The 13,098-nt window shown below is 54.9% G+C and carries 16 protein-coding genes and 1 pseudogene; 2 read left to right on the plus strand and 15 right to left on the minus strand.

Annotated elements, in window-relative coordinates; translation table 11 throughout:
• Nucleotides 1-14: 14 nt before the first annotated feature.
• The 3 genes from dsbD to GTU67_RS13845 all read right to left on the minus strand — a co-directional run bounded on the left by dsbD (nucleotide 15) and on the right by GTU67_RS13845 (nucleotide 3,125).
• Nucleotides 15-1,967, minus strand: coding sequence for a protein-disulfide reductase DsbD (dsbD, locus tag GTU67_RS13835; protein ID WP_185780635.1), 1,953 nt, complete (start codon nucleotides 1,965-1,967; stop codon nucleotides 15-17).
• Between the two features lie 138 nt (nucleotides 1,968-2,105).
• The gene (locus GTU67_RS13840) at nucleotides 2,106-2,390 is read right to left on the minus strand and encodes a DUF2933 domain-containing protein (RefSeq protein ID WP_185780636.1); all 285 of its coding nucleotides are present in this window, start codon (nucleotides 2,388-2,390) and stop codon (nucleotides 2,106-2,108) included.
• A 408-nt stretch (nucleotides 2,391-2,798) separates the two neighbouring features.
• Nucleotides 2,799-3,125, minus strand: a complete 327-nt coding sequence (locus GTU67_RS13845; RefSeq protein ID WP_123661227.1) for a four-helix bundle copper-binding protein — start codon at nucleotides 3,123-3,125, stop codon at nucleotides 2,799-2,801.
• 322 nt (nucleotides 3,126-3,447) lie between these two features.
• Here GTU67_RS13845 and GTU67_RS15415 point away from each other — a divergent pair, with 322 nt between their 5' ends.
• Nucleotides 3,448-3,669: a GDCCVxC domain-containing (seleno)protein gene (locus tag GTU67_RS15415; protein ID WP_123661228.1), complete on the plus strand. Its 222-nt coding sequence runs from the start codon at nucleotides 3,448-3,450 to the stop codon at nucleotides 3,667-3,669.
• 38 nt (nucleotides 3,670-3,707) lie between these two features.
• Here the strand turns inward: GTU67_RS15415 and GTU67_RS13850 are convergent, their stop codons facing one another.
• The 11 genes and pseudogenes from GTU67_RS13850 to ccmA all read right to left on the minus strand — a co-directional run bounded on the left by GTU67_RS13850 (nucleotide 3,708) and on the right by ccmA (nucleotide 11,614).
• Nucleotides 3,708-4,454: a cytochrome c biogenesis CcdA family protein gene (locus GTU67_RS13850; protein WP_185780637.1), complete on the minus strand. Its 747-nt coding sequence runs from the start codon at nucleotides 4,452-4,454 to the stop codon at nucleotides 3,708-3,710.
• Nucleotides 4,455-4,497: 43 nt separating this feature from the next.
• Nucleotides 4,498-5,115 carry a TlpA family protein disulfide reductase gene (locus GTU67_RS13855; RefSeq protein WP_199722949.1) on the minus strand — a complete coding sequence of 206 codons (618 nt, stop codon included), beginning with the start codon at nucleotides 5,113-5,115 and terminating at the stop codon, nucleotides 4,498-4,500.
• A 19-nt stretch (nucleotides 5,116-5,134) separates the two neighbouring features.
• Nucleotides 5,135-5,992, minus strand: coding sequence for a c-type cytochrome biogenesis protein CcmI (ccmI, locus tag GTU67_RS13860; RefSeq protein WP_123661230.1), 858 nt, complete (start codon nucleotides 5,990-5,992; stop codon nucleotides 5,135-5,137).
• A gap of 2 nt (nucleotides 5,993-5,994) precedes the next feature.
• Entirely contained in the window at nucleotides 5,995-6,444 is a 450-nt protein-coding gene (locus tag GTU67_RS13865; protein WP_011633190.1) for a cytochrome c-type biogenesis protein, read from the minus strand.
• Nucleotides 6,441-6,965 carry a DsbE family thiol:disulfide interchange protein gene (locus GTU67_RS13870; protein WP_011633191.1) on the minus strand — a complete coding sequence of 175 codons (525 nt, stop codon included), beginning with the start codon at nucleotides 6,963-6,965 and terminating at the stop codon, nucleotides 6,441-6,443. Before GTU67_RS13870 ends, GTU67_RS13865 begins: the two co-directional genes overlap by 4 nt.
• Nucleotides 6,962-8,943 (minus strand): annotated as a pseudogene (locus GTU67_RS13875) (heme lyase CcmF/NrfE family subunit). Before GTU67_RS13875 ends, GTU67_RS13870 begins: the two are co-directional and overlap by 4 nt.
• Before the next feature lie 5 nt (nucleotides 8,944-8,948).
• Nucleotides 8,949-9,395, minus strand: coding sequence for a cytochrome c maturation protein CcmE (gene ccmE, locus GTU67_RS13880; protein WP_123661232.1), 447 nt, complete (start codon nucleotides 9,393-9,395; stop codon nucleotides 8,949-8,951).
• A complete protein-coding gene (ccmD, locus tag GTU67_RS13885; RefSeq protein WP_123661233.1) occupies nucleotides 9,392-9,574 on the minus strand; it encodes a heme exporter protein CcmD in 183 nt (60 codons plus the stop codon). Before ccmD ends, ccmE begins: the two co-directional genes overlap by 4 nt.
• On the minus strand, nucleotides 9,571-10,320 hold the full coding sequence (ccmC, locus tag GTU67_RS13890; RefSeq protein WP_430459018.1) for a heme ABC transporter permease CcmC: 750 nt from the start codon (nucleotides 10,318-10,320) through the stop codon (nucleotides 9,571-9,573). The genes ccmD and ccmC overlap by 4 nt, the downstream gene beginning before the upstream one ends.
• Nucleotides 10,320-11,003 carry a heme exporter protein CcmB gene (gene ccmB, locus GTU67_RS13895; RefSeq protein ID WP_123661235.1) on the minus strand — a complete coding sequence of 228 codons (684 nt, stop codon included), beginning with the start codon at nucleotides 11,001-11,003 and terminating at the stop codon, nucleotides 10,320-10,322. Before ccmB ends, ccmC begins: the two co-directional genes overlap by 1 nt.
• On the minus strand, nucleotides 11,000-11,614 hold the full coding sequence (gene ccmA, locus GTU67_RS13900) for a cytochrome c biogenesis heme-transporting ATPase CcmA (protein ID WP_185780638.1): 615 nt from the start codon (nucleotides 11,612-11,614) through the stop codon (nucleotides 11,000-11,002). The genes ccmB and ccmA overlap by 4 nt, the downstream gene beginning before the upstream one ends.
• Before the next feature lie 858 nt (nucleotides 11,615-12,472).
• Here ccmA and GTU67_RS13905 point away from each other — a divergent pair.
• Complete coding sequence (locus tag GTU67_RS13905; RefSeq protein ID WP_185780639.1) at nucleotides 12,473-12,844, plus strand: hypothetical protein; 372 nt, start codon at nucleotides 12,473-12,475, stop codon at nucleotides 12,842-12,844.
• A gap of 18 nt (nucleotides 12,845-12,862) precedes the next feature.
• On the opposite strand, the gene GTU67_RS13910 is transcribed toward GTU67_RS13905, so the two are convergent.
• Nucleotides 12,863-13,098 (minus strand): transposase domain-containing protein (locus GTU67_RS13910; protein WP_185780640.1); only part of this gene is annotated, 236 nt, incomplete at its 5' end.

A 13,098-nucleotide genomic window follows, 5' to 3' on the forward strand; every position in this document is an offset into this window, starting at 1 on the left:
TCTGGCCCTCGACCTCACTGACCCGGCATGACCGAGTCTAAAGAGCGCAAGAACTTCTGGGGCGCCTGAAACCCGATAACCTGAAAGTCGATCTCCGCCCCTTGTCTGTCGAAAAAGATAATGCCTGGCGGGCCAAAGAGCCCAAAACGTTTAAGCAGTGCTTGATCCTCGGCATCGTTCGCGGTCACATCGGCTTTAAGCAACACGACGTCTTTCAGGCGCTTTCTCACCTGGGCATCGGTAAACGTGAAGCGCTCCATCTCCTTGCACGAGATGCACCAGTCTGCCCAGAAATCGAGCATGACATAGCGGCCTTCAGCCCCCTGCAATTGCGACTCAAGGTCGGCAAGGCTCGTGACTTTCTTGAACTGCAGCTCGGTCGAGCCGATATCCTGCATGGCTGCAGCACCTGGACCGCTTAAACTGCGTAGGGGCTGCAGCACATCGCGGCCTCCTGACAGCACGCCGATAAGCAGCGCCAAACCTGAACTGAGCGCAATAACCCCTACCCCTTTGCCCAAACGTACAAAGCCAGCCGAACCGTCTGGTAGCGGGTCCAATGCCTTCAAGTACATCGCAGAAATAATGAGCAAAGCGGCCCATAAGCTCATGTGGACGACAGAAGGTATCACCGGGGAAATCAGGTAGATGGCCACCGCCAGCATCGTGACACCAAAAAAGTGCTGCACTGATTTCATCCACGAGCCGGCCTTAGGCAGAAGCGCACCCGCTGTGGTGCCAAAGATCAGAAGCGGAACACCCATCCCTATGGCCAGCGAGAAAAGCGCCAAGCCACCCAGCACGACATCTCCTGTCTGCCCGATGTAAAGCAGTGCTCCGGCCAGAGGTGCCGCTACGCACGGCCCGACAATGACGGCGGATAGCACACCCATAACGGATACGCTCAAGACCTTGCCGCCGGCAGACCGGTTTGCGGCGCCCGCTAGGCGACTTTGGATGGAAGCGGGTATCTGAAGCTGATAAAAGCCGAACATGGACAGCGCAAGCAACACGAAGATGAGGGCAAAACTGCCCAACACCCACGGGTTTTGCAGGTACGCCGAGAGCATCGTCCCTGCTAATCCCGCGGCCACACCGGCGAGCGCATAAGTTATGGCCATGGCCATCACATAGACCAAAGAAAGTCCGAACGCTTGGCGGCGGCTTAACGAGCGCCCCTGCCCAATAATCATTCCCGACAGGATCGGAATCATGGGCAGCATGCAGGGGGTAAACGCGAGAACCAAGCCAAAACCAAAGAAGGTGGCTATAAGCGCCCACGCATTGTCCTGAGCGAACAGATCTCGTACGAGGCTTTTTTCCGAGACTTGGACCTTGGCAGTGCTTCGCGGGATGCCGCTACTCGCTTGAGCTTGCGCGACGTTAGCACCTTCTGAGGCGGCGCTGGTTTGGGCTGCCTCGACAAGCACTACCGACAGCGTTTTATTTATTGGTGGATAGCAGACTCCGGTCGGATCGTTACAACCCTGATAGGAGGCTTGCAGAATCAGCGGATCGGAAATGGATCCAGACAGCCGATTTAACGTAATTGGGATCTGGACAGATCCGTAATACACCTCGACATGCCCAAAAGTGGGGTCATCCTTAAGCTTACCTTGGGGTAGCGCGACGTTCTTGATCGCTGCGCTGGATGACGCCTGAAGAGCGAACGCAATCCTATCCCGATAAAGATAATAGCCGTCTGCTGCAGTGAGCGTAGCGACCAGCGTATCGGCGTCGCGTGCCCTCACCGAGACTTTGAACGCTTCGTCTGGTGGCAACAGCTCTTGGTCAGAGTTCTCGCCACCAAACCAACTTCGCATGGGGCCTAGAATCCCACTGTCCGAGGAAGCAGAAACCGACTCTGTAATACCGGTGGACTCGGCTGGCATTTCAGAAAATTGTGCGGAGCTAACGCCAGGTAACCACGCCAGTGCCAACACCAGCATGGCTATCAGAAAACGCATAGAGTTCACTTCAATTACTCATCATTCAGAACATTATGATGCCCATGAAAACGAAGGCGAAAATAGCGACCAACCCAATTACAGCTAGCGCCAGGAGAACTATTCGTGTGAGTCTGGTTCCCATGGCCTGCTCCAGTATCAAGGTGCTTTCTTGTGCTCTAGTGCACGTGGGTAGTCCCCAACATTAGCGACTTCCGGCATTGGCGCTTGGGCGGGTTCACTCGTCTTTGATTCGTTATCGCTGTGGCCCGACTGCATGCCTTTCATCATGAAAAACATCATCAACGGACAGATCAAGAAGAATAAGAACGGGCTTGCCGCAGTAATCCACTCACGAGCATCCGGCAACGCTGCATAGGCGACAGCAATCAACACGGCTAGCCCAAGACCGGCCTTGAGCATCGTCTTCATATCACATTTCATTGTTGGCTCCTTATACTTGCGTGGCGGATGAGTTATGCAGAAATCCAGCGACGAGCCTACTGTAATACTTCGCTGCTGTCAGGCAGATTGCGCGGACATTACATCTTCGTCATCTTTGAAAAGGAGCTCGAGGGAGGAAAAAATTTGTTGCTATATGTACAAAGCGGTCGCCCCGTTTCAGCAGCACTAGTGAACAAAAGACAAAGCGTTCCATATATACAGTGGGCGAAAAATCTGCCGGTTGACATTGTCTCTGTGGGAACGTCTACTCTGCTGATAAACGTGATGAGGACCAAGTTAAGCGGACAGCGCTACAGCGTTTGAGCGCCGTCCGGCCATTCTGGCCAGACTAGGCGCTGATCAAAAAGCACATCGTGCATCGGGCGTACTGTACGCCCAGTAGTTCATCTATGCCATCCGCCTACACGCTTCGGCACATTTGCGGCAAGCCTCGGCGCAGCGCTGGCAGTGATCCATTTGGTGCTTGGCGCACTCATCCGCGCAAGCTTGGCAAACATCGGCGCACAGGCGACAAAGGGCTTGGGCAAACTCACTGTCCCTGGCCATATAACTGGCCGCTAGGCGGCAAATTTGCGCGCAGTCCATGTCTAGCTTTATGCAGCGTGCCATCGCTTTGACGTCTTGTTCCCCCAGGCATGAAACAGCGCAGTGGTCGCATTCGGTAGCGCAAGCATAACAAGCGTCGATGCATGATTGAAACCTTTCATGAGGCATATTAATCTCCAAAGAACTTACGGTGTGATTATCAAGTGGCTCCGCTATGCGATGCCACTTGCCTAATCCAGCAACTTCAATGCCTTAAGCGCAATACTCTGCTCTATAATCTCGTTTTCTTCACGCAATCTGTGTTCTACATTCACCTCATATTACAAATTTTTAATGCTTGCGTTATGTTGACGTCAGTAGTACCACTGTAGTTCCGTAACACAATCAATACCCCATGGTTGGAGCCTGTGCAGGCATTGCGCGTGCCGAATGGTCCTACACCTTTCTGGAGCACGACCATGCACACATCCCTGAAGATGAGGAACATGAAATGAGCACTGTTGTCCTAGAATCGACGCTGACCTGCCCTGAATGTGGGTATGTCAAAACGGAAACTATGCCAACTAACGCCTGCCAATGGTTCTACGAGTGCGAGCAATGCCGGGCTGTTTTGAAGCCGCAACCCGGCGACTGCTGTGTTTATTGTTCGTACGGTTCCGTACCCTGTCCGCCAGTTCAAGAACACAGCAGACAGAAAGGCTGTTGTAGCTGATCGGAACCTCAAGAGGCGAAACACGGAAGACCACGCAACTACCCAATCGCCCCAAGCGCCGGAAACGTCCTCAGTAACCAAATAGCAAAACGCACCAACTGTCCACTTGCTACCGCAATGCCCATCAGTACCAGAATCGCGCCGGTGGTTATCTGAAGGTAGCGCCCCGTCCGGCGCAGCGAACCTAGCCGACGCATAAACGGCGTCATGAAGTACGCGGAAAGAAGGAACGGTACACCTAGCCCCAGTGCATAGACCCCCAAAAGCAGTACCCCCTGTCCCAAACTCTCGGAAGTGGCACCGAGTATCAAAATACCGCCGAGCACGGGACCAATACACGGCGTCCAACCGAAACCGAACGCCATGCCAAGCACGGTCGCCGACCAAGGCTTACCGCTACCTCTACGCGGCTCGAAGCGGTAGTAACGCTGCATCCATAGCGGGGCACGTATGACGCCCATAATCATCAGGCCGGCGATGACAATAACGCCTCCCGCGGCAATATTCAGTTCATAGCGATACGATAGAAACAAACGCCCAATTGCGGTGATGCTGGCCCCTAAGATCAGAAACACCATGGAGAAGCCAGCAACGAAACACGCACTAAGGCCCAATGCTCGCCAGCGAGCCACACGTGCTTCAGTATGAGAGGTACTGGACTGAACCGAATCGCCCGCAATATAGGAGAGGTAACCTGGCACGAGCGGTAAAACACAGGGCGATAGGAAGGAAGCAATACCGGCGAAAAACGCCGTTAATAGCCCAATGACAGTTAATTCAAGCATCGCATCATCCCCAGTTGGTAGTCTGCTTTATTCTTATCTCGCATCACTTTGAGTCCCGAATAGAGGCGTGCAGCAGTGCGCCATCAATTAATGCTTCAACTTGCGGGCCATCCCAGGCAGCGGGCCCCATCGCCCTGCCGATTTCGCGCCCTTCTCGATCAATCAATAGCGTTGTTGGCACGCCCGGCGCACGCAGCGTGTCTGAAACCCTTGTCGTCGGGTCAACGTAATGCTTTAACGTTCGAATACCAAAATCCTGATAGAACGGTTTGATCAAATCAGGATCCCGATCAATCGACAGGGCAACGACTTCAAAGTCTGGACCGCCACGCTTGGCATTTAACCGGTCCAACGATGGCATCTCCTCCCGACACGGGGGGCACCAGGTCGCCCAGACATTAAGCAATATGACACGGCCTTCAAAATCGGCCAAAGTCACGGTCTTGCCCGTCGCATCCCGGAAGGAGAGCAAAGGCAGTTCACGTGGCGTATGCCAGCGCATGAATCGCTGCCCCCCTATGTCCACCGCAACATTAAGTACTCCACCTAGGAGATTTTTCGAGGCATTGTTACGTTGGTACAAAAACAAAACGGTCGCGATGGCGATCACGCTGATTAACGCCACTGCTGCCCAAGCAATTATCTTAAAAGAGTTCTTCATTGTTAACGTTCAGCATCCATCAGTTCTTGGGGGTTACCGTTTCGGCTTGTGCTCGACGAGCTCGCTCTATGCTGTCTGCGACAGCCCGCGCGGCGTCCGAGTCAGGCGGAAGCAGGTCGAATAACTGTTGCCAATAGTCAATCGCTGCCGGATAGTCTTGGCGCTCAAGCGCTGCGGCGCCCGCCAAAGTCAGGGCGAATGGTTCCCGGGGATTGAGCGATAGTGCGCGCTCCAGCAATTGCGTCGGCTCCCCTTTAAAGCCAGCTTGATTGCTTCTGGCGAGTGTTTCGGCAAATTCGGACAACGCCAAAGGATCCGACTGGATGACGGTCGCCGCTTTGGCAAAGGCGGCAGCCGCGTCTTCATATTTTTCAAAATAGCGATATGAGCGCGCCAGCATGAGCCAACCAGGCGCGTCATTAGGATTGCGCGCCAGCCTCGCAGCGAGCGAGTCCACCATCGCCTGCACATCGGCTTGTGTCATAGCGGGAGCACTTTGCGCCGGCGGTGGCGTAATCGCAGCGGGGTTCCCTATCGCCAGATAGGTAAGCGTTGCTGCCACGGGTAAGACGATGGCCAGCGCTATCGCGGCTGACTTGCTGCTCTGGCGCCGTTGCCCGGTATCCTGAGCGGGTGTTGCCTCATCAAGCACACGTCGTTGCAGTTCTTGTTGGGCCGCAGCGTGATCGTGCAAAGACAATATACCGTTAGCGCGATCTTGCTCCAGCTCAGCCAATTGGTCGCGCAGCACCGTCGCATTGACGGCGTGATGCTCGATGCTGCTATTCAGCTTGGGTCCACGCCACAGAGCAAGCCCGAGCCACAAGGTGACACCAGAAGCAAGTAATGAAGCAATCAGGATAAAAATCAAATTCATGGTTATGTTCCGTTGTCCGTGGTTTGCGCTAGCAGCGCCTGCGCCCTCTTGCGCTCATCGTCGCTTAACAATGCGTCAGCCACACTGCTTTTTCGGCGGCGCAATGTTGTCGCCAGAACGAGGAGCCCAAAGGCCAGCAGCAACATGGGGCCAAACCATAGCAACAGCGTGGTGGCTTTTAATGGCGTGCGATAGAGTACGAAATCACCATAACGATCAACCATATAGGCTCTGATCTCGGCATCGCTTTTGCCCACTTGAATCTGTTCGCGTATCTGCTGACGCAAATCCACGGCCAGGTCGGCGCGCGAGGCCGCGATTGATTCGTTCTGGCACACCAGGCAGCGCAGCTCGCCAGCAATATCCAACATGCGCTTTTCCGCCGCGCCGTTATCCGCCCACGATGGCAAGGCGATGACCGCGCACAATAATGTCAGCCACCAACGTTTCATTGCTCAAGCTCCCGTATCAGCGGTAGTATCGTGTCGCGTACAGCACTATCGGTTACTGCACCGATGTGCTTGTAACGAATGAAGCCGTCCTTATCGATAACAAAGGTCTCGGGCACGCCATAAACGCCATAGTCGATGCCCACACGCCCTTGCGTATCGGATACGGACAACACATATCCATTGCCATGGCGTTCCAACCACGAAATGGCTTCCCCGCGTATATCCTTGTAGTTAAGGCCGACAATGGGTACCCCATGTGTTTTAGCCAAAGCCGTAATCACGGGATGCTCTTCAAGGCAGGCATAACACCAGGAGGCCCACACATTCAGCAGCCATACTTTGCCTTTCATGGCTTCTGGTGAAAACGTATCTTCTGGCGACGCCAACTGGGGCAAGGTGAAGCTTGGCGCCGGCTTGTTAATAAAAGGCGAAGGGACTTCGCTGGGCTTCAGGGTCAAACCGAACGCCAGGAAGCCCACCAGTACAATAAAGCCGACCAACGGCCATACAAAGCGGCTCATGCTGTGGTCCCTCCTGCGGCAACCAAGACGGCCTTACGTTCGCGACGCTTCTTAAGTCGATAGCGACGATCACTGATAGCTAACAGCCCACCCAGCGCCATCAAGATGCAACCAATCCAGATCCAATCAACGAATGGTTTGTAGTAAACACGCACGCTCCAGGCGCCGTCGGCGAGGGGCTCACCCAGGGCAACGTACACGTGACGCAATCCGTTGGCGTCAATGGCTGCTTCTGTCATGGGCATTTCCGAGGAGATATAGCTACGTTTTTCGGGATGAAGTAAACGCAAGATCTGACCATCTCGGGACAGCTCGATGTCACCTATTTCTGCAATATAATTAGGTCCCTGTGCTTTATTGACGCCTAGAAACTTCAAGTCATAACCCCCTGTGCTCACCGTGCTGCCAGGCGTCATACGAACGTCCTGTTCAGTTTCATAGCCCATGACGAGCGTCACTCCCGCCACAAACACGGCAATACCTAAATGGGCCAGATGCATGCCTAGCCAGCTACGCGGTTGGGCTCGCAGCCCAGTGCGCGTAGCCCAGTGCGCGTAGCCCGCATACGGTCAACGATGCCCTTAACCACCGCAGTGGCAATCCACGTGGCCAGTGCCAAGCCCAAAGCCACCAGCGCCGACCAACGCCCCAGCATGAACGGTGCGCCAACACCGACCACAAGCGCCACTACAGCCGGGACATGCAGGTGTTTCATCAGAGCGCTTATCTTGGCCGACTTCCAGTTAGCCACCGGACCTACCGCCATGAGAAGCAGCGCCGGCACCATCAGCGGTATGAAAACGGCATTAAAGTATGGCGGCCCCACGGAAAGTTTGCCTAACCCGAGCGCATCAATGAAAAGCGGATAGAGCGTTCCGAGAATCACGGCACCCGCTGCTACGGCCAACAATACGTTGTTCACCAGCAAGAGGGATTCACGCGATATCAGCTCAAATCGCCCGCCCATGCCCACTTTGGGCGCGCGCAGTGCAAATAAAAACAAGGACGAGCCCACCACCACGGTAAAGAGCATCAAGATGAACACACCTCGGCGCGGATCGGTGGCGAAGGCGTGTACTGACGTCAGCACGCCAGACCGTACAAGAAAAGCCCCCAGTAATGAAAGCGAGAACGTACTGATGGCAAGCAGCACCGTCCAGTTCTTGAAGCTGGCACGCTTTTCAGTCACCGCCAGGGAGTGGATCAACGCTGTACCTACCAGCCAAGGAATAAACGAAGAGTTCTCTACCGGATCCCAGAACCACCAGCCGCCCCAACCCAGTTCGTAATAGGCCCACCAACTGCCCAAGGCGATACCCAGGGTCAGGAACAACCACGCTGCCGTCGCCCAGGGCCGGGACCAACGGGCCCACGTCGAGTCAAGCTGCCCCGCCAGCAGTGCGGCAATGGCAAATGCGAACGCTACAGAAAATCCGACATACCCCATGTACAGCAGGGGCGGATGAAATATCAATCCAATGTCTTGCAGTAGCGGATTCAAGTCCATACCCTCTATGGGCGCAGGTACCAGGCGCTCGAACGGGTTAGAGGTAAGCAGCACAAAGAGCAGGAATCCAGCGGTGACCAGGCCCAACACCCCCAATACACGTGCCACCATGACATCGGGCAGCTGCTTTGAGAACACACTTACTGCATACGCCCAGCCTGTTTGCATCAGTAGCCACAGCAAGAGCGATCCCTCGTGACCACCCCAGACGGCGGCTATACGGTAAAGCAATGGCAGTTGCGAGTTGGAGTTCTGGGCGACGTAAGCCACCGAAAAATCCTTAACAATGAAGGACCAACCCAGCGTCGCGAAGCTGACAATAATTAAAAGAAACTGCACGCGCGCGGCGGGTCGAGCAAAGGCGATCCAGACAGCATTGCCACGCGCCGCGCCAGCGAGGGCTAAACACCCTTGCGCAAGCGCCACGAATAGCGTCAGAATCAGAGAAAAATGACCGAGTTCAGCAATCATGAGCGTTATGGCCTCGCAGTAATCGTGTTCTTGGCGGCCTCATCCAGCGCATGCTGCGCCTCAGGGGGCATATAGTTCTCATCGTGTTTGGCAAGCACCTCTTCCGCCCGGAACAACCCATCGACCCCGAGCTTGCCTTGGGCCACCACCCCTTTGCCTTCACTAAACAGGTCGGGCAATATTCCCGTATAAGTGACCGGTACCATTTTGGCCGTATCGGTCACCACGAATTTGACGGTAAGCCCATCGCTTAGTCGTTGCACGCTGCCGGTTTGCACCATGCCCCCGACGCGAAAGGTCCGCTCCTGCGGGGCTTCACCCGCGCTCACCTGCGTAGGCGTAAAGAAAAACACAAGATTGCTTTGAAAAGCATTCAGCACTAGCGCGGTGGCAATACCCAATGCGGCCAGGCCACCACCTATGAGCGCAAGGCGCTTATGACGTTTTTTCATAGTGATTCCTCTTTCTTCAGGATTAACTGGCGCTTTAGGTGCAATAAAGCCGCCCGGCGACGCTGGCGTAGCAACAGCCATTCGGCGCACAGCACGACCATGGCCACGCCCACTGACCCCCAGACATATTGCCCATAGCCGCCCATGGCAAAAAATTCAGCAGGACTCGTCCAATTCATTGCTTTACCTCCTTCAATTCGTCTAACCATCCGGCATGGTGTTCGCGCTCCAAAATGATGCAGCGCACGCGCATCAGAGCCACCGCCACCGTATACATCCATGACGCCAAGGCCATAATCAGCATGCCGACAAGCATGATCATTGCCATTGAGGGCGCTTGCGTCAGCGAAACAGATGCACCTTGATGCAGTGTGTTCCACCACTGCACCGAGAAATAAATAATGGGGATATTCACCACGCCGACGAGAGCAAGCACGGCACCGGCCTTATCGGCGCGGCGCGGCTCATCCACCGCTGACTGCAGCGCGATAAACGCTATGTACAAAAACAAAAGTATCAATTCGGAAGTCAGGCGCGCATCCCAAACCCACCAGGTTCCCCACATGGGTTTGCCCCACAACGCGCCCGTCCAAAGCGAAAGAAAAGTGAACATGGCGCCGGTAGGAGCCAAGGCCGTAGCCATCATGGCCGCTAAACGACTGTTAAATGCCAGCCCTATCGCGGCCCAGAACGCCATGACCAGATAAATGAACATCGACATCCAGGAGACCGGCACGTGCAGGAAAATAATGCGATAGCCCTCGCCTTGCTGAGCATCGGTGGGCGCCATGAAAAACCCCACATACATGCCTAGGACCGCCAGAATCGCGGCGGCTGACGCAAACCAGGGAATCAGCTTGCCCGCAAGCGGGTAAAACGTTTTGGGCGAGGAATACTTAAACCAATTAATCATGTACTTACTCATTATTCCAAGGCTATCCGTAAGGCCGCAGTGGTGGCCCACGGGGCAAAAAAACCAGTTAAAACCAGCACAGCACCCAGCAACGATAGATGCGCCGTGGCCCCCAGCCCGGCAGTCGCAGCGTCTACCGAACCCGCGCCAAAGATCAGCACCGGCACATACAACGGAAGCACCAATAAGGCGACCAGAGCGCTGCTGCCACGCAGGCCCAGGGTCAAACTCGCCCCAATAGCGCCAATAAAGCTAAGCACAGGCGTACCCAGAGCCAGCGATGCAGCCAGCACCAGTAACGAAGGGGTTGATAAATCGAATTGCAATGCCAGCAGCGGAGCCAGCAACGTCAAGGGGAAACCCGTCAACAACCAATACGCGACCACCTTGCCGAGCACCAGCGTTCCCAACGGAGCGGGCGAAAGAGCCATTTGCTCTAGTGTGCCGTCGGCGTAATCCTGTTCAAACAGCCGGTCAAGCGACAACATGGTCGCCAGCAGTGCTGCCACCCAAAGAATGCCTGGGGCGATCTGCCGCAACATGTCGCGCTCAGAACCAATGCCCAACGGAAACAGGCTGACCACGATGACAAAGAAAAAAAGCGGTGTCAGCACATCGGACTTGCGCCGCATGGCGAGCCTTAAATCTCGATGTATTACCCCTCGAAATACGGATAAGCCAATGGAGTCGCTCATACGCCTACCCGTATAACGTGCGTCGTGCCTGCCAAGGTCAAGTCCTGATGCGTCGTCAAGACTGCAATCCCGCCATTGCTCAGATGCTGGTCAATCACCCGTACAACCCATAGGCTGGCTTGGGTATCCAATGCAGTCAGAGGTTCATCCAACACCCACAAAGCACACCTTTGCAGCAGTAGCCTAGCCAGATTGACACGGCGCTTTTGCCCTTGCGACAAGGCTCGCACCGACAGATGCTCCCTACCCTGCAATCCAGCCTGGCGTAAGGCTTCGTGCACGCCGTCCTGGGTAACCGATTCGTCAGCCAACGCCACACTGGAAATTAGGTTTTCCGTGGCACTTAGAGCATCTTTAAGGCCCAAAGGATGGCCACAATAAAGTAGCTCGCGACGGTACTCATCGCCCAGCTGTTTTATCGGACTACCCTGCCAATGAACGGCCCCAGCAGCCGCAGGCGTAAGCCCCACCAGCATGCGCAAAAGACTGGTTTTGCCGCTACCGTTCTCGCCTCGCACCAACAGGCACTCGCCTGCCTTGAGCTGAAAGCTTAGATTATGAAATAGGCGGCGCTCACCGCGCACGCAGTCCAGATTGATGGCTTCAAGCACCGTCGACCTTTGCTCGCAAAAACGTTAATCACCAGGTGATATCGGTATTCTGGCTATGCGCCGATATGCAACGGACCATCCGTTACATGCGGGGCTAAGCGCTACCGTCGCAAGTAGCTGGGCGCACGCTCAAAGTCAATTGAACGCGACGACGCTGAGGACGTAGGTGTGGGGCAGGAGGAAAGTCGAATCAGCGGCGTGCCAGCTTAGGCAACGAAAAGCCACTGGGGCCGCTCAGGCCGCTCAGACAAGGTCGGCAAGCTCAAAGGCACCTCTTGAAACTGAAGGGCCAAACTAGCCGATAAGGAAGGAATGGTTTGATTTGAAGATGAAAGAATCGACGCCGCTGGGGCTTGGCAAGAATGCTCGTATTGGTCCAAAAAACCCGAGGTTGAACCAGTTTGCTCGGACCCGTCGTTTAAATAGACACGCTGCTCTTGAGCTTCGCTATAACAGGGCTCGATGCAAATCTCCCTTTCTGGCTGGCAATATACACTCACAACGCCCCAGGAGGCCTGGAGCGGCAGCATGACCAGCATAAAAATAAGGAGAAATTTCTTCATCGCATGGACGATTGTAGCAAGTGAAAAGCGTGTCTTACAAACGAGGGTATGAAAAGTAGAGGCCGGGGGTCGGTTACTTTGCAATCGCGATGTTTGTCTCCATAGAAAACGCAAGAGAATCCCCATCCCGAAAGCCTTGGATGATAGCGTGCGTCTCCGCCCTTACTTCGTCCACCAAAGCGAGGCGCTCTGCGACATCCATAGATGGTAAGCGCCCGGCGAACACCGTCTTGACTTGGGCGTGAGGCTGCTCAATGAGTAAAATCCACTCCTCAGTGTTTTTCGTTGAATAGTCATGCCCGAAGTTGATCACGCCACCATCAATCGCAACTTGATTCTCATCGTGCCCAAGCAAGCGGCGCTGGACTGGATCAGGAGTGTTGATTCACAACCGATTGAGGGGCTTACCTTGGACGAGCTGCGCCAAGAACAAGAGGTCTACCTTATATCGCCGGACATCATTAACACGCCTGAGCAGGCCGAGCAATGGGCGCTCCAGCGCTTTAGCGTATTGTTTGCGTCTTTTTTGAACAGCTGGTTCACTGACCAGGCACTTTGGCCCAAGCGTCGCACTCGCAAGATGTTCCTAGAGTGGTTTGAAGTGCAATACCACTCGACCATCTGGGATCTTTCAACAGCCCCTCTTGAGCACGAAGAGTGGAATTGAGCAACCGCTGTCCGGTACTTAAAGCGCGACGTTCCAGGGCAGCAGATCGTCAACCCGGTTCACCGGATGGTCGGCGATCACGCTCAAGACGTGGCGCAGGTACGCTTGGGGATTGATATCGTTCAATTTGGCTGTGCCAAGTAGGCTGTACATCGTGGCCGCGCGTTCACCGCCCGCGTCGGATCCCAGAAACAGGTAGTTTTTCCTGCCCAGGGCTACCCCGCGCAACGCTCGCTCGGCGGTATTGTTGTCGA

The organism is Pusillimonas minor, assembly GCF_014237865.1.
Taxonomy (GTDB): Bacteria; Pseudomonadota; Gammaproteobacteria; order Burkholderiales; family Burkholderiaceae_B; genus Neopusillimonas; species Neopusillimonas minor.

What these genes read in the sequence shown, in the direction of transcription:
- dsbD (WP_185780635.1), bottom strand. Translation starts at nt 1,967, where the DNA reads ATGCGTTTTCTGATAGCCATGCTGGTGTTGGCACTGGCGTGGTTACCT.
- GTU67_RS13840 (WP_185780636.1), bottom strand. Translation starts at nt 2,390, where the DNA reads ATGAAATGTGATATGAAGACGATGCTCAAGGCCGGTCTTGGGCTAGCC.
- GTU67_RS13845 (WP_123661227.1), bottom strand. Translation starts at nt 3,125, where the DNA reads ATGCCTCATGAAAGGTTTCAATCATGCATCGACGCTTGTTATGCTTGC.
- GTU67_RS15415 (WP_123661228.1), top strand. Translation starts at nt 3,448, where the DNA reads ATGAGCACTGTTGTCCTAGAATCGACGCTGACCTGCCCTGAATGTGGG.
- GTU67_RS13850 (WP_185780637.1), bottom strand. Translation starts at nt 4,454, where the DNA reads ATGCTTGAATTAACTGTCATTGGGCTATTAACGGCGTTTTTCGCCGGT.
- GTU67_RS13855 (WP_199722949.1), bottom strand. Translation starts at nt 5,115, where the DNA reads ATGAAGAACTCTTTTAAGATAATTGCTTGGGCAGCAGTGGCGTTAATC.
- ccmI (WP_123661230.1), bottom strand. Translation starts at nt 5,992, where the DNA reads ATGAATTTGATTTTTATCCTGATTGCTTCATTACTTGCTTCTGGTGTC.
- GTU67_RS13865 (WP_011633190.1), bottom strand. Translation starts at nt 6,444, where the DNA reads ATGAAACGTTGGTGGCTGACATTATTGTGCGCGGTCATCGCCTTGCCA.
- GTU67_RS13870 (WP_011633191.1), bottom strand. Translation starts at nt 6,965, where the DNA reads ATGAGCCGCTTTGTATGGCCGTTGGTCGGCTTTATTGTACTGGTGGGC.
- ccmE (WP_123661232.1), bottom strand. Translation starts at nt 9,395, where the DNA reads ATGAAAAAACGTCATAAGCGCCTTGCGCTCATAGGTGGTGGCCTGGCC.
- ccmD (WP_123661233.1), bottom strand. Translation starts at nt 9,574, where the DNA reads ATGAATTGGACGAGTCCTGCTGAATTTTTTGCCATGGGCGGCTATGGG.
- ccmC (WP_430459018.1), bottom strand. Translation starts at nt 10,320, where the DNA reads ATGAGTAAGTACATGATTAATTGGTTTAAGTATTCCTCGCCCAAAACG.
- ccmB (WP_123661235.1), bottom strand. Translation starts at nt 11,003, where the DNA reads ATGAGCGACTCCATTGGCTTATCCGTATTTCGAGGGGTAATACATCGA.
- GTU67_RS13905 (WP_185780639.1), top strand. Translation starts at nt 12,473, where the DNA reads ATGCCCGAAGTTGATCACGCCACCATCAATCGCAACTTGATTCTCATC.